The 14,811-nt window shown below is 38.3% G+C and carries 15 protein-coding genes; 14 read left to right on the top strand and 1 reads right to left on the bottom strand.

The annotated features are described in order from the left end of the window. The first annotated feature begins 88 nt into the window (after nucleotides 1-88). A complete protein-coding gene (locus CFK40_RS19535; RefSeq protein ID WP_089534046.1) occupies nucleotides 89-1,549 on the top strand; it encodes a CoA-acylating methylmalonate-semialdehyde dehydrogenase in 1,461 nt (486 codons plus the stop codon). A gap of 436 nt (nucleotides 1,550-1,985) precedes the next feature. On the opposite strand, the gene CFK40_RS19530 is transcribed toward CFK40_RS19535, so the two are convergent. Continuing rightward, on the bottom strand, nucleotides 1,986-2,432 hold the full coding sequence (locus tag CFK40_RS19530) for a YkvA family protein (protein ID WP_089534045.1): 447 nt from the start codon (nucleotides 2,430-2,432) through the stop codon (nucleotides 1,986-1,988). A 507-nt stretch (nucleotides 2,433-2,939) separates the two neighbouring features. On the opposite strand from CFK40_RS19530, the gene map reads away from it, so the two are divergent. The 13 genes from map to CFK40_RS19465 all read left to right on the top strand — a co-directional run bounded on the left by map (nucleotide 2,940) and on the right by CFK40_RS19465 (nucleotide 14,297). Next, nucleotides 2,940-3,680 (top strand): type I methionyl aminopeptidase, encoded by a 741-nt coding sequence (gene map, locus CFK40_RS19525; protein ID WP_089534044.1) that lies wholly within the window; start codon nucleotides 2,940-2,942, stop codon nucleotides 3,678-3,680. 165 nt (nucleotides 3,681-3,845) lie between these two features. Next, nucleotides 3,846-5,006, top strand: a complete 1,161-nt coding sequence (locus tag CFK40_RS19520; protein ID WP_089534043.1) for an MFS transporter — start codon at nucleotides 3,846-3,848, stop codon at nucleotides 5,004-5,006. 357 nt (nucleotides 5,007-5,363) lie between these two features. Beyond that, entirely contained in the window at nucleotides 5,364-5,681 is a 318-nt protein-coding gene (locus tag CFK40_RS19515) for a PadR family transcriptional regulator (protein ID WP_089534042.1), read from the top strand. Next, nucleotides 5,668-6,237 carry a DUF2812 domain-containing protein gene (locus tag CFK40_RS19510; RefSeq protein ID WP_089534041.1) on the top strand — a complete coding sequence of 190 codons (570 nt, stop codon included), beginning with the start codon at nucleotides 5,668-5,670 and terminating at the stop codon, nucleotides 6,235-6,237. The genes CFK40_RS19515 and CFK40_RS19510 overlap by 14 nt, the downstream gene beginning before the upstream one ends. A 266-nt stretch (nucleotides 6,238-6,503) precedes the next feature. After that, nucleotides 6,504-7,229 carry a GntR family transcriptional regulator gene (locus tag CFK40_RS19505; protein ID WP_168927242.1) on the top strand — a complete coding sequence of 242 codons (726 nt, stop codon included), beginning with the start codon at nucleotides 6,504-6,506 and terminating at the stop codon, nucleotides 7,227-7,229. Nucleotides 7,230-7,378: 149 nt separating this feature from the next. Continuing rightward, entirely contained in the window at nucleotides 7,379-7,801 is a 423-nt protein-coding gene (gene phnG / locus CFK40_RS19500; RefSeq protein WP_089534040.1) for a phosphonate C-P lyase system protein PhnG, read from the top strand. A 310-nt stretch (nucleotides 7,802-8,111) separates the two neighbouring features. Continuing rightward, nucleotides 8,112-8,708, top strand: coding sequence for a phosphonate C-P lyase system protein PhnH (phnH, locus tag CFK40_RS19495; RefSeq protein WP_089534039.1), 597 nt, complete (start codon nucleotides 8,112-8,114; stop codon nucleotides 8,706-8,708). Further along, the gene (locus tag CFK40_RS19490) at nucleotides 8,708-9,823 is read left to right on the top strand and encodes a carbon-phosphorus lyase complex subunit PhnI (RefSeq protein ID WP_089534038.1); all 1,116 of its coding nucleotides are present in this window, start codon (nucleotides 8,708-8,710) and stop codon (nucleotides 9,821-9,823) included. The genes phnH and CFK40_RS19490 overlap by 1 nt, the downstream gene beginning before the upstream one ends. Then, on the top strand, nucleotides 9,813-10,679 hold the full coding sequence (locus CFK40_RS19485) for an alpha-D-ribose 1-methylphosphonate 5-phosphate C-P-lyase PhnJ (protein ID WP_089534037.1): 867 nt from the start codon (nucleotides 9,813-9,815) through the stop codon (nucleotides 10,677-10,679). The genes CFK40_RS19490 and CFK40_RS19485 overlap by 11 nt, the downstream gene beginning before the upstream one ends. Then, entirely contained in the window at nucleotides 10,672-11,511 is an 840-nt protein-coding gene (locus tag CFK40_RS19480; RefSeq protein WP_089534036.1) for an ATP-binding cassette domain-containing protein, read from the top strand. Before CFK40_RS19485 ends, CFK40_RS19480 begins: the two co-directional genes overlap by 8 nt. Before the next feature lie 50 nt (nucleotides 11,512-11,561). Continuing rightward, nucleotides 11,562-12,743, top strand: coding sequence for a phosphonate metabolism protein PhnM (gene phnM / locus CFK40_RS19475; RefSeq protein WP_089534035.1), 1,182 nt, complete (start codon nucleotides 11,562-11,564; stop codon nucleotides 12,741-12,743). A 17-nt stretch (nucleotides 12,744-12,760) separates the two neighbouring features. Continuing rightward, nucleotides 12,761-13,486 carry a phosphonate C-P lyase system protein PhnL gene (phnL, locus tag CFK40_RS19470; protein ID WP_089534034.1) on the top strand — a complete coding sequence of 242 codons (726 nt, stop codon included), beginning with the start codon at nucleotides 12,761-12,763 and terminating at the stop codon, nucleotides 13,484-13,486. Continuing rightward, nucleotides 13,476-14,297, top strand: a complete 822-nt coding sequence (locus tag CFK40_RS19465) for a PHP domain-containing protein (RefSeq protein WP_089534033.1) — start codon at nucleotides 13,476-13,478, stop codon at nucleotides 14,295-14,297. Before phnL ends, CFK40_RS19465 begins: the two co-directional genes overlap by 11 nt. The last annotated feature ends 514 nt before the right edge of the window (nucleotides 14,298-14,811 follow it).

Genomic DNA, 14,811 nt, shown 5'->3' with positions numbered 1-14,811 from the left:
TTAGTAATCATAGGTTTCTCACTTTGGAAATGGTATTTTACGAGGTAGCATAAAGCACTAGACGATTTTAAAATTTGGAGGATTTACGATGACACAAACAAAAGTAAAAACACCGAAAAACTACGTAGGCGGAGAGTGGGTGGAGGCAAAATCTGATAAAACCGAAGAAGTATATAACCCGGCAACAGGAGAAGTGATTGCCCATGTACCCATTTCTTCCCAGGAAGATGTAAATAATACCGTGAAGATAGCTGCTAAAGCATTTCAGAAGTGGAAGGAGGTACCTGTTCCGAAACGCGCACGTATTTTATTTAAGTATCAGCAATTACTCGTCGATCAATGGGATGAATTGGCAGAAATTATAACCATTGAAAACGGAAAAAGTTTTAAAGAAGCCCAAGGTGAGGTTCAACGCGGGATTGAAAATGTTGAATTTGCAGCTGGTGCCCCGTCCTTAATGATGGGTGATAATTTACCATCGATTGCAACAGGACTCGAATCTGGGACGTATCGTTATCCAATAGGTGTAATCGGCGGGATTACGCCATTTAATTTTCCAATGATGGTTCCAGCATGGATGTTTCCGATGGCAATTGTTACGGGAAATACGTTCGTATTAAAACCATCTGAACGTACGCCACTCCTTGCAAATCGTTTAGCGGAGTTGCTTGAAGAAGCGGGTTTACCAAAAGGTGTATTCAATATCGTTCATGGTGCGCATGATGTGGTAAATGGACTGTTGGACCACAAAGATGTAGCAGCTATTTCATTTGTAGGTTCACAACCAGTTGCCGAATATGTTTACAAAAGAGGGACAGATAATTTAAAACGTGTCCAAGCACTTTCAGGGGCTAAAAATCATTCTATCGTTTTACGTGATGCTAACTTAGACAATGCAACTTCACAAATTATTAGTGCTGCATTTGGATCAGCAGGAGAACGCTGTATGGCAGCTTCCGTAGTTGCCGTTGAGGATTCCATTGCAGATGAATTCATTAGTTTACTTAATCAAAAAGCAAATGAACTGAGAATAGGAAACGGAATGGATGAAGGTGTATTCCTAGGACCGGTTATCCGTGACAATCATAAAGAACGTACGCTTAACTATATCGAGACTGGTGAAAATGAAGGAGCAAATCTGATTCGTGACGGGCGTAAGGATAAAGATGTTCAACGTCAAGGTTATTTTGTAGGTCCAACCATTTTCGATAATGTAACGACCGAAATGAAAATCTGGCAAGATGAAATCTTCGCACCTATTTTATCTATCGCAAGGGTGAAAGACCTTGATTCAGCAATTGAATTAACGAACAAATCACGTTTTGCAAACGGCGCATGTATCTTTACGAAAGACGGTGGCGCTGTAAGACAATTCCGTGAAACAGTTGATGCCGGGATGCTTGGGGTAAACATCGGTGTACCAGCTCCAATGGCATTTTTCCCATTCTCTGGCTGGAAAGATTCCTTTTATGGCGATCTACATGCCAATGGAAAAGATGGATTAGCATTCTATACACGTCAGAAAGTAGTTACTACTCGCTGGGTATAATAAAAAGAAAAGTAAAAAGCGTCCAATAAGGTTTTTACCTTATCCTAACTGGTTCCGTTTCCTATCGCAAAAACCTACTATACACCTAAAATGATAGTGGAAATATATATCTAATTGCATCGCAAATTGCGGTGCTTTTTATTATCTAAAAAAAACAGCTCGATCAATATGAACTAGGTTGTTTTCTTATTAGTTTAATTGCTTATTCAAAACACCTCGTTAGCTGCAACTGGCGGACACATGATCCGCTATTTCTATTAAAACAGTGATTGTGGGTAGGGATGCGCACATACTGTTCGGCCCCTTCCGTTTGTAGTGGTTACTTCCACCCATTGGAGATTGTTTCTTCCGTTTTCACCTCTTTTCATCTTTTTTTAGTGCATGTCGTTCTTGTTAGTCTAGTATAGAATAAGGGTAAAACTTAATATATCCTGAGCTAGACCTCTTCTCCAGGTTTGAAGTCTTCCTCTATTTCATTATTCCCATCATAGTTTCCACCAAAAATTTTCTTCATTCGTTCATGTGCGTTTTGTTTTATCGAATCATTTATATGAGATTTTATTTTATATAATGCATAAACGATCACCATTGTGTCATCTGCAAATCCTACAAACGGAATGAAGTCTGGTACAACATCTATAGGTAGAATGAGGTATCCCAGTGCACCCGCTATAGTAAATTTAGTCGATTTAGGGGTATCAGGACTTTTAAATGCGTAGAATAAAAGCAAGCTATAATAGGAAATTTTGACTCCCATTTTCCTAGCATATTTAAGAAGTTTAGTAACATATTTGTTTTCAGAAAAATGTTTTTCCTTCCCTTTAATTGCTTCAGTAGAATCAAAATTATCTAATTTTTTATCGTAATCTTTTTCTTGTGACACGTTATCTTCTCCCTAATAATTCCTGGATTTTTTTATTTTTAGTATAAACCTATTTATTTTCTGATATTGTTCCTACGCTACAAGGATTGTGCCCAATTTTAACGGATGTATTCTTTGCGGAACACCAACTATATGGCACAAACCATTGATTCTCAACAATTCCAATGTTTTCACTGTTTTTCTCTTTTTGTAAATGTTAGCTTTTTCTAATTTCCATTACCCCTCTCATAATAAAGAAAGAAATTGGGATGAATATGTGATAAATGTGGCAAAAATGAGTAAATAGTATTCCGTTAAAGGAATAGTGACAAGTTTGTTGTAAAAAACTTTATTACTTGAAAAACAGGAAAATAAAACCTTAGAACAGGGTATTGGAATTACTGAACGATGCAGCAACCATTCAGTCTTCCGCAAAAGGGCCAGGTTGTTGCAGAAAAAGCCGTTCCGTTTATGCTATAGTCTAAATGAAATACTAATATAAGATACTTTAAAAAGTGAGGATATAAGATGATTGCAAAGACTGAAGAGGATTTTAATGGATTAAAAGAAATTGGTGAAATTTGTGGAGCGATTCGAGATGAATTAGTCTCTCGTACCAAACCTGGAATTACTACAAAAGAACTCGATGAAATTGCGGGAGAAATTTTTGAAAAAGCAGGAGCTCAATCTGCACCAAAAGGAGAATACGATTTCCCTGGATACACGTGTATTAGCATAAATGAAGAAGTAGCGCACGGGATTCCGGGGAAACGGACCATTGAAGAAGGGGACATTGTTAATATTGATGTTTCAGGTTCGAAAAACGGTTATTTCGCAGATACCGGAATTTCCGTTGTAGTTGGGAAGGGGGAGATAATTTCACAAAAAATATGTGACGTTGCTAAAAAAGCATTCGATGCTGGACTTGAGAAGGCAAGACCAGGTTCGAAAAAAAGCGCGCTCGGAAAAGCTGTACACAATGTAGCGAAACAACATGGCTTAACAGTCATAAAAAATCTTACTGGACACGGTGTTGGGCGTTCGATTCATGAAGCACCAGAACATATTTTCAATTACTTCTCTCGCTGGGATGACGAAATTTTAAAAAATGGTATGGTTATTGCCTTTGAACCTTTTATCTCTACATTTGAAGAGGAAGTTTTCCAATCCGAAGATGGATGGACCTTCCTAACCGATGAAAGCTTTGTGGCTCAATACGAACATACGATTATTCTTACGAAGGAAGGACCGATTATTACTACATTGTAAGAGTACCAATACCACAATAGGGCGCAAGAATTGAACAACGATAGACTGTTTCAGCCAGTTTAAGAGAAGTAATAACAAAAAATAAAAACCTATAAAACTTACGTAAAGTGCTTTTTATGCCCCCTAGTGAATATATATGTAAAAATAATTTTATATGGGGGATGTATGGAGATACAAGGGAAGGCAAATTTAAGTGTTGGTTGGATAACTTTGTTTCTAATGGGTAGTGACTTATTTGTGGTGTCTCCGTTATTACCGTTCATTTCGGAAGCATATAAGGTTAGTCCAGAGACGACTGGATGGATGGTAACTGTTTTTGCGGTTACATATGCTTTTTCGGCTCCATTTTTTGGTTGGCTTTCAGATAAAAAGGGACGGAGAACAATTATTACGTTTGGTTTATTATTGTTCGCTATTTCTAACGTACTAACTGCTTTTGCTCCTACATTTACATGGCTAATTATTAGCCGTATTATAGCTGGTTTGTCCGTTGCTTCAATCACTCCGTTGATATACGCAATCATTGGAGATATAGCGCCACCAAATCAAAGAGGAACATGGCTTTCGATTGTTGTTTCGGGACACTTAACGGCTCTTTGGGCAGGAGCACCTTTCGGTATGGTATTAGAGTATTTTCTTGGTTGGCGTTCAGTATTTGTTGTAATGGCGATTATAGGAACCATATTGGCAGTAGTGAATTTCAAAACATGGGAATCTATTCCTAAAAGTGATTTAACAAAAAATCTATTAGAAGGAAATCTGCTAAGAATACTTGGTTCCGTAAGTGTTACCACCATCTGGGCAATTTCTATGTATGCCCTTTATGTTTATTTAGGTGCGGCTCTTTACTCCGAAAATAGATTCTCATCATCAGAAATCGCATTAGCTGTTACTTTTTATGGTGTCGGTGCTGTTTTAGGAAGTCTTACAAGTGGAAAATTAACAGATAAGTTTGGAGAAAGTAAGGTTTCCAACATTACTCTAATTTTCTTAACTTTAACGCTCGTTTGTTTAGGAATATTTTTTTCATCTGGTGATTGGGTTTATTTTCTTCTGTTTATATGGGCTTTGGTTGGGTACGCAGGATTTACATCATACCAAGCACGATTAGTAGTGGAATATCCAAAAGAGCGAGGAATTGTTATGGCATGGAATAATACAGCTCTGTATATTGGCATCACCATTGGTTCAATGATTGGAGGTTATGTCATATCTAATTGGGGATATTCTTTGCTCCCATATATTTGTAGCATTGCAGCAGTTGCTAGCCTTGTGTTTAGTGCTCAAAAGGTGAAGAATCAAAAAAAGAATCAGCTTTCTCAGTAGATACTTGACCTCAGAACAAGATCTTTTTGTTTTGTATCAGGTGCTGCTTTAATGGAAGATCCCTTTTAGATTTTAAACAATCGTTTTCTAATATCGATATAAAAGGCGCTTTTCTCGAATAAGATCAGCGCTCACTTTTCATTTAAAGGACCATTTAATTGAATAAGATTAACACAAAAAGTCGATTTCTTACGTAATGGAAATCGACTTTTTTGGATTAAACTTTTGCTTTGTTATTAAGTTTTTATTTTAAGTTCCTTCGATTAATCTTTAAAAATGCTGTTGACTATTCAGTTGAACTATATTATATTATTATAAAGTCAGACTATATAGTTGAACTGGATAGAGGGTGAGAGCATGAAACATAAATTATTGCCATTGTCTGAAACCATGCATTATATTTTATTGGCGTTACGTGAACCACTTCATGGCTATGCCGTAATGCAGAAGATAGAAAAAATAAGTAATGGTACTGTTAGTTTAGCGGCTGGTACGTTATACGGTGCAATTGAAAACTTGAATAAGCACGGTTGGATTGAACCTGTTGGAAATTCGGGCCGGAGAAAAATTTATATGATAACTGCGGGAGGAAGCGCCATTTTGAAAATGGAAAAAGAAAGGCTATCGCATATTTTATCCTTGTACGGAAGGGATGATTCAAATGAAGATGTTTAACATGTTTTTTGATATTGAAAAAGAAGAGCAATGGCTGAATGAGCAATTACAAGAAGGCTATCGCTGTACGAATATTAGTGGATTAGGAATATACACTTTCAGAAAAACGGACAAAAGATATGTTATGCGACTTGATTATCAAGATTATTTACCAAAGAAAAAATTCAAGGAATACAAAGCGATATATGAAGATTTTGGTTGGAGCCACATAGAGGGGCACCGGATGGGTGGAAGACAGTATTGGCAAAAAGAAGAAGATGGTCAAAATGAAATCTTCTCGGACCGTCAATCAAAGGGTAATTATTATAAAAGATTAATGGGTTATTCATTTTGGTTGGCTGTGCTGTGTTTGTTTTTTTCTTATTCGATTTACAAGGCTTCGGGATTATATTTAACTGAAGGTCTTTGGAGTATGGAAGGGGCATTATTTTGGAAAGCGCTTATATTTGAAACACCATTTGTTCTTTTGAGGTCGCTTCCCGCGTTTATGGTTGTTTTATTTGGCAGCAGTTTCTACAGGGCTAATCGGAAGTATTCAATGTTAAAGGAAAAATAATATGCTAGGGATTTAAGTACAAAGAAGTAATTGAGGATAATGTATCTACCACAATACGATCGGCGCGATTGTTGAAGATCATAGGTAGAAAATAATCAAACCTTTTTATGAAAAATGTATACTAATTCACATTAGAAGAATCCATTTTGATCAATCTTTTTCAAAACGGATTCTTTTTATTTGCCCTAAAATGAGGTTTTGCGGGATACTTTTGATCAAACATTATTTTAAAGCTACAATTAATAGCTTTGAATTCAGGAAGTGAGATGGTTCTTATTTCAACAGATAAAGAAACCCAAATTATTGATGATATCATGAACAACATCGTTACAAAAACGCTAAAACCCGGGGGGAAACTTCCTTCTGAAAATGTGCTTGTAGAGAAGTACCGGGTACCACGAATGACAGTGAGAAATGCACTAACAATATTGGAAGAACGAGGCTACATTTATTCAGAACAGGGAAAAGGACGTTACTTAAGAGAAGAGTCTATTCAAATTCAATTACATTTAACGGGGAAAACTAGTTTTACAGATAAAATGAAACGACTAGGATACGATTTGAAAACACGTAATATCTACTGTGAAAAAATTAACTATGACGCTAAAACTTATCAACTATTAAAAGCAAATGAAGACGAGAACGTATATAAAATCGGAAGAATGCGACTTATTAATGACGAACCAATTGCCATACATAATTCATTTGTCAGTGAAACGAGATTTCCAAGGATTGTAAAAGACGGTACAGAAATTGAATCGATGTTTGCCTACTATAGACAGCTTGGTTATAAAGAATTTACTAGTAATAAGAGTTTATTAAGTGTTACCTTTCCCACTTCCTACGAGCAGCAAATTCTATCTTGCGGTAGTATGGTGCCACTCATTGTTGTCGAAAGTGATTGTATCGATGTGCATTCGAATAACGTGTTAGAACATACAAAAATATTATATCGAAGTGATAAGTTTAAATATGATATAACGATGGATTAATAAAACAGGTATGGAGCCCTTTGGGTTTCCGCCTGTTTTTTTTAATAGTCCTAAATATTAAGGCATTTTACAAATACTTTACGGTATCTTAAAACACAACAACTTGGCGACAAGTTAAGATGAAATTGTAAAGGAGGCTGTATCTCATAATGAAAAGGCGTAGAAGAACGGAAATTCTCATTCAGGGAGATTTTAGGTTGGCCCAAAAGTTTGCGGAAGCGATTATTCATAACTATGAATGTCAAGAAGTTGTTGCCCCAAGGTACGGGTTAACCATGATTAAGATGCGGGAATCCGCAAAGAACTCATTATTCTATATTGGAGAAGTACTTGTTACGGAAGCGAAAGTGGAGATTAATCAATGTATCGGGATCGGTATTGTTGCAGGAATGCAAGATGAGCTTGCTAAATATCTAGCAATTATTGATGCAGCTTATAAAGCTAATTTGCCAGAGACAGAAGGATGGGGCACGCAATTAATCGAAGCCGAGCAACGTATTAAAAAAGAAAAAGCGCGTGTGCAGGCAGAGCTATCTGAAACGAAGGTTAATTTTGAAACGATGGATGTATAACTTATAGTACGTGAAAAAAGGCGACAAATTAGAAACAAGGTCGACAAAGAACGCAACGTCCTGTTGCAAAGTCGACATTAGCACGTCCTGTGCGTCAAGTTCAAGGCGCGAAGATTTTGAGGACCGGACTTGCGCGTGTTGTGCTGACTTCTACGTTGTCCACAGGACGTGGACGGTTTTAGTAGAAGTTCCTCTATGCTTTTAATACGTGAGGACCGGAAAAACTGCGCAACGAAGAAATTCGCCGTTTATCATTTGGTGACTTTTTGAACAACCTCTTATACAAATTTACAAAGTCAGGAGAGATAGTATGGCAATTGATCAAGTCCATGATTTGCAGCAGGTTTTTCGAAAATTATTGCACAGTATGTCTAGACCAGGTACGATTTCATCCATTCAGGAAGTCGCGGCGCACACAGACGCAAGTCTTCCTTGTTTCGATGCAACTTTACTTAGTGCGATGACACTTCTGGATGCAGAGGTTACATTTCATATTCTTTCAGAAAACCGTCAGGATTTAATTGAAAAAATTTCAGAATATACACTAGCAAGATTTGCACCGATTAGCGAGGCTGACTATATCATTGTTTTGGATGACGATAACGAATCATCAATTGTACGTGCGATTGAACAATGTAAAAATGGCAATTTAATAGATCCTCAAGCTTCAGCTACCTGGATAATAGAGAGCTCACCCTTATCAAATAATGGTGAACTAATGTTAACCGGTGCAGGCATTAAACATACATCACAGCTCCATGTTAGTTTCACACCATTAATGTGGCAAACAAGAAATGAACGTAAAAGGGAATATCCATTAGGTATAGATTTAATTTTTACAGATGTAAAGTCACAAATCGTCTGTGTGCCTAGAACAACTTCTGTAGAACTCTCGGGGGTGAATTAATGGGTTATGTTGCAGTGAAGGGCGGCACGGTAGCTATTGAGGCTTCGATTAAACGGTTGAAATACGAGCGTTTAAAGAGCGAGGAGATCATCGAAATCAACACGATAAAGTATACAATGAGAGCGATGGTGGATCAGGTGATATCTGAAAGCAGCTTGTATTCACCATTCTTAGCAGCGCTGTCCATTAAGCAAGCTGAAGGGAGTATGGAAGAAGCGGTTTTCTTAATGCGTGCACATCGCTCCACATTACCTCGTCTCTATTACAGTCAGACGGTTAAATCTGAATCCATGCTAATGGAACGTAGAATTTCTGCAAGTTTTAAAGATATTCCAGGAGGGCAGCTGTTAGGTCCTACATACGATTATACACATCGACTACTGGATTTTGATTTAACAGAAGAGAACGCAGAAGAGAATGAACAATGGTTACAGGATTATAAAAAGGGGCTAGAAAGCATTGTTGTATCCGATGATGTGCAGTACTTTCCTAAAGTAGTTAATTATTTACGTGAGGAAGGACTTTTTGAAGAATACGAAGCGGATAACACCCCTCCAATAGATATTACAAAAGAAAGTATACAATTCCCTGCATCTCGAAGCGCAAGATTGCAAGTATTAACTCGCGGCCAGACAGGTGCTGTCACATCTTTAGGCTATGCCTCCTTGCGGGGATACGGACAGGTCCATCCAACAGTCGGTGAGGTGCGTGTCGGTTCATTACCTATCCATATAGAGCATCCAAACGAAATGGAACAGGATGCTGAAGACAATTTTTATATTGGGGACTTTAAAGTAACGGAGGTAGAATCGTTTGTTCCTGTAACGGTGAAAAATGATAACAATGATGATGAGATGGAATTTGAAATAGGTTACGGAATTTGTTACGGACAAAATGAAACGAAGGCTATTGCCATGAGTATACTAGATCAATGTTTGGAACATCCAGAGTCAAATTTTCCAACACATGATGAAGAATTTGTTTTATTACACATTGATTCAGTTGAATCGACAGGCTTTATTTCACATTTAAAATTACCGCATTATGTTACGTTCCAATCGAAGCTTGACAGTATTCGTCAGATAAAGAAAGGAGTGCAGGAAGTTGAAAACTAAAACGCACTTTGCATTTTTTGATGAAGGATCCAAAAAGGAAATCCGTCGTGCTATTTTAAAAGCTGTTGCTATCCCGGGTTATCAGGTGCCATTTGCATCGAGAGAAATGCCAATTGCCCGTGGCTGGGGAACAGGCGGACTACAAATTACCTTGTCTATTATTGGTAAACAGGATGTGCTGAAAGTCATTGACCAGGGGGCAGATGAGTCTGTCAATGCGGTTAGCATCAAGAAGTTAGTAAACGAAACGACAGGTGTCGAACTAACGGAGAGAACGCAGGACGCCTCCTTAATTCAGTCAAGGCACCGTATTCCAGAAGTTCCTTTATCAAGCGATCAAATTCTCGTCTTGCAGGTTCCAATGCCAGAACCGCTTCGTGACGTAGAAGCTAGCGAATACGTGACGAAAAGACTCCATTCTGAAGATGAGTATAGCGGAGCCTGGTTGATGTTATTCGAACAAATTATGAAATATGGGAAGACAGCTACAGACGCTGATCATCCTGTCTATGTTAATAATCGTTATGTAATGGCACCAAGTCCAATTCCAAGGTTTGATAATCCAAAAATGCATCAATCGGAAGCATTAATTCTACTCGGTGCAGGGAGAGAAAAGAAAATATATGCTGTACCACCCTATACGGACGTCGAGTCACTTGCCTTTGAAGACTATCCGTTTACAGTTGAATCTTTTGAAGGACAACATTGCCACTTATGTGGTGAAACAGATGTCTTTATGGATGAATTAATTGACCCAGATACGGGAGAAACGATTTATCAATGCAATGACACAAGCTACTGCATGGAGCGTCTGAATAAGATTGGGAAAGCTGAGGTGGAAAGCAGTCATGCATGAGGAATCGATATTACGTGTTCGCAATTTACACAAGCAATTTGGCCAGGGTTGCCAACACTGTAAACAAGCAGAATCTAGAAAATTAGAGAAAAACTACTGTCCATATTGTGGCACCGTATATGCTTGTCAGGATATTTCATTTGATTTATTTTCAGGAGAGATTCTTGGTATCGTCGGTGAAAGCGGAAGCGGAAAATCAACGTTGATGCAATGCTTGTACTTTGATGCAGATGTGGCATCAGGAGAAGCTTATATCAAGGACCCGGAGCTTGATGGCCAGAACGTTTTTGAATTATCTTCCCAAAAAAAACGTTATATTCGTAACCATAAATACGGCATGGTTTATCAAAATCCTGTCCATGGTTTAAAAATGAACTTCTCATCAGTTGGTAATATCGCAGAAAAACTAATTGCTGCCGGTAACCGCAATGTTTCGGAAATGGAGGCAACAAGTAAATCCTTATTGGAAAGTGTGCACATTTCACACTTTCGCATGAAAGAAGAACCTCGGAATTTTTCAGGTGGTATGCAGCAACGTGTTCAAATTGCCAAGGCATTATCCAATAATCCACCTGTTTTGTTTCTGGATGAAGTAACAACAGGGCTTGATTTATCTGTCCAGGCAAATGTATTGGATTTAATTAAAAAAATTCAAAGAGAATTAGGCATCAGCATGATTGTTGTCTCTCACGACCTGGCAGTTATACGAATGTTAGCAGACCGTACTGTTGTCATGCTTAATGGTGCCATTATTGAAGAAGGTTTGACAGATCAAATTCTTGAAGATCCACAGCATGCGTATACGCAACAATTAGTTTATTCATTATTATAAGAGGATGTTCAAAAAGTCACTATAAACACAATAGAGGAGGAATGGCCACTATGTATATTATTCATAATGGGCAAGTAATTACAGAAGAAGCAATTATAGATGGATATGCTGTCGTTGTTGAGGGTGAAGTCATTCAAGCAATTATTCCTGAAGAAGAAGTTGTAACCTATTCGAATGCCCAACTGATTGATGCAAAGGGAGGGTATATTTCTCCGGGATTTATTGATATTCATTCCGATTATATCGAGACTATCGCATCCCCTAGGCCGACAAGTATGATGGATTTCAACATTAGTTTAAGAGAGGCTGAAAAGATATTAATCAGCCATGGGATAACGACGATGTTCCATTCCCTTTCTTTTTACCGTGAAGATGTTTTTACACATAAACCGATGCGTTATCCAGAAAATGTTCAACGGATGGTGGATGCTATTGACGCCACGCATAATGAACTGCATCTTATTCGCCACCGTTTGCATGCTCGTTTTGAAATTGACAATATCAACGAGGTTGAACGTCTAGTTAAAAATATGGAAGACAACAAAGTGCATTTATTATCATTTATGGATCACACACCAGGGCAAGGACAGTATCGTAACTTAGAAATATATCGTCAAACACTACAGGGATATCGGGATTTGACAGATGATGATGTGCAAACCATCATTGTTAAACGCCAAAATAGTGAAATGATGACGATTGAAAAAATTAAAGAGGTGGCAGACATTGCTCTTGCCAAAGGCATTGCGGTAGCTTCCCACGATGATGATGACAGTGAAAAGTTAGAGTTAGTAAAAGTTTTTGGAACAACAATTAGTGAATTTCCGATTACATTAGATATTGCGAAAAAAGCGAAAGAGATGGGATTACAAACAATTGTTGGTGCTCCAAATGTATTGCTGGGTGGCTCCCATTCTGGAAATTTATCAGCAGCTGAAGCTATTGATCAAAACTGTGCTGATATTCTTTGCAGTGATTACTATCCTGCGGCTCTACTTCATGCAATATTTGATTTAAGTGAAAAGCATGGGAATGATCTACACCAAATGTTTATGATGGTCACACTTAATCCAGCAAAGGCGGTTCGAATGGATGATGAACTTGGCTCAATTAAAGTTGGGAAAAAGGCCGATATTCTCATAATCGAAAGAATGGATGATGGCTATCCGATGCTGACGAGTACAATGGTCAATGGTTCCCTAATTACGACAACAAATTATCGCATTAAATAAGGGAAGGAGGAAATTATATGTCGATGCTGGAAATAAAGAATTTTGGCAAGCAATTTACCATTCATCATTTAGACAAAACGATGCAAGCTGTAGAGAACATTAACTTTTCATTGGAAGCTGGAGAGTTCATTGGCATTGTGGGTAAAAGCGGCAGCGGAAAATCCACTATCCTGAAGAGTATTTACCGTACGTATTTACCAGATTCAGGCAGCCTTCTATATGATTCAGAACGCTTTGACAAAATTGATTTATCCAAAGCAACAGAAAGGCAAATGCTTTATTTGCGGAAATATGAAATTGGTTATGTATCACAATTTCTTAACGTTATGCCGAGAACGACTTCTAGACAACTTGTTGAAAAGGCATTATTGGAAACAGGTGAGCCTGAATGGGTTGCCAGAAGAGAAGCGGAAAAAGCGTTAACGCATTTTGAACTCGATCCAAAATTATGGGATACCTATCCGACTACATTTTCCGGTGGTGAAAAATTGCGATTAAATATTGCTATGGCAACGGTGAAAAAGCCAAGGTTGTTATTGTTGGATGAACCAACGGCAAGTTTAGATCAGCAATCGAAAATGAAAGTTCGTGAAATCATTGAAAAACTAAAAGCAAATGGAACAAATTTGGTTGGCATTTTCCATGATATTGAATTTATGGAAAGTCTATGTGACAAGGTTTTCGATATGAAAACAAGACAGTTAATCACTGAAGCACAAGCTGGTGTAGCTAATGAGGGTTGATCTCCATGTACATAGTCACTATTCTGACGGCTCTAATTCGGTTGAGGAGGTGATGAAAATGGCAAGTGCCAATGGTATCGAGCAAATTAGTTTTGTTGATCATGATACGGTAAATGGTTTACCTGAAATTCTCATACTTGGTGAAAAGTATGGAATAGAGGCTATCCCTGGTATAGAGATTTCAGCGTATGATTTTAAAAGAGATCGCAAAGTACATGTTCTCGGGTATAACTATCAACCTGAAGCATTGCACATAAAATCTATTTGCCAGTCGTTACTTGAACGGCGGCAGGCGCATTCGCTATGGCAAATCGAGCAGATTAAAGCAGCAGGTTATGAACTGGATGTAAAAGCGATTATAGAAACAGCCAAGCCGAGTACTACCATTTATAAGCAGCATATTATGAAGCATTTGACAGAGGCCTCCTACACATCGCCAGAATATAAACAACTGTACAGAAAGTTGTTTAAAGGAGATGGCGTAGCATCGGGTGATATGGAATATCTAGATGCCGTTAATGCAGTGCGTGCGATTGTAGCAGATGGGGGATTAGCAGTAGTTGCACATCCCGGTCAGCTGGATTCCTACGACCTTGTTCCGGAGCTTGTAGAAGCAGGTTTAGGAGGGATTGAACGGAACCATCCAGACCACAAAGCTGAAGATCATCAAAAGGTGGAAGCTCTAGCCAAAACCTATGATCTTGTGATGACGGGTGGTACGGATTATCACGGTGTTTTTGGGAATTTTATTGAAGTCGGGGATATATTAAGTCCTGGAAATCTTATTAACTCGACTTTCGCACATAGATAATCATGATGAATTCAATAAACTGTAATACTTATAGCACTTGAAATATGGTGCTTGACACGAATTACAAATATGTCTTTTCATAAAACTTGTTGCTATTTATTTTGTCGTAACTGATAAAAACTGCGACGTAAGTAATTTGTTTGGTGGTTGGACAACCGTTCCGGAAATCCACTGCGCTTTCCGCGGGCGAGTGTCAAGCCTCCTCGGACTTCCGTCCTGCGGGGTCTCGCCGATCTCTTGCTTCCCGCAGGAGTCTCCGTGGATTTCCTTCACTAGGGTTCTGCTTAACAATTTCAATTTACTTGGTTGCTTATAATCACAAAGGTAGCCAGCAATTTGTGGCAGTTGATTGGAGCGGAGGGCAGTCGACTCCTGCGGGAGGCTCACCAGCCGCCCGCGGAAAGCGACTGCCCGCAGCGGAAATCACGTTGCTGTTACATCGCAGTTTATTTTCGTAGCGGTAAATCACGTCGCAGTTTATATCTTTTTTGTTAACTACAACAATGGATTGCGG

The organism is Virgibacillus necropolis (assembly GCF_002224365.1).
In the GTDB taxonomy this organism is placed as follows: domain Bacteria; phylum Bacillota; class Bacilli; order Bacillales; family Amphibacillaceae; genus Virgibacillus_F; species Virgibacillus_F necropolis.
This window is presented reverse-complemented; position numbering and strand designations above follow the sequence as displayed.

Coding starts and splice junctions, on each gene's coding strand:
- CFK40_RS19535 (WP_089534046.1), top strand. CDS start 89: ATGACACAAACAAAAGTAAAAACACCGAAAAACTACGTAGGCGGAGAG.
- map (WP_089534044.1), top strand. CDS start 2,940: ATGATTGCAAAGACTGAAGAGGATTTTAATGGATTAAAAGAAATTGGT.
- CFK40_RS19520 (WP_089534043.1), top strand. CDS start 3,846: ATGGAGATACAAGGGAAGGCAAATTTAAGTGTTGGTTGGATAACTTTG.
- CFK40_RS19515 (WP_089534042.1), top strand. CDS start 5,364: ATGAAACATAAATTATTGCCATTGTCTGAAACCATGCATTATATTTTA.
- CFK40_RS19510 (WP_089534041.1), top strand. CDS start 5,668: ATGAAGATGTTTAACATGTTTTTTGATATTGAAAAAGAAGAGCAATGG.
- CFK40_RS19505 (WP_168927242.1), top strand. CDS start 6,504: ATGGTTCTTATTTCAACAGATAAAGAAACCCAAATTATTGATGATATC.
- phnG (WP_089534040.1), top strand. CDS start 7,379: ATGAAAAGGCGTAGAAGAACGGAAATTCTCATTCAGGGAGATTTTAGG.
- phnH (WP_089534039.1), top strand. CDS start 8,112: ATGGCAATTGATCAAGTCCATGATTTGCAGCAGGTTTTTCGAAAATTA.
- CFK40_RS19490 (WP_089534038.1), top strand. CDS start 8,708: ATGGGTTATGTTGCAGTGAAGGGCGGCACGGTAGCTATTGAGGCTTCG.
- CFK40_RS19480 (WP_089534036.1), top strand. CDS start 10,672: ATGCATGAGGAATCGATATTACGTGTTCGCAATTTACACAAGCAATTT.
- phnM (WP_089534035.1), top strand. CDS start 11,562: ATGTATATTATTCATAATGGGCAAGTAATTACAGAAGAAGCAATTATA.
- phnL (WP_089534034.1), top strand. CDS start 12,761: ATGTCGATGCTGGAAATAAAGAATTTTGGCAAGCAATTTACCATTCAT.
- CFK40_RS19465 (WP_089534033.1), top strand. CDS start 13,476: ATGAGGGTTGATCTCCATGTACATAGTCACTATTCTGACGGCTCTAAT.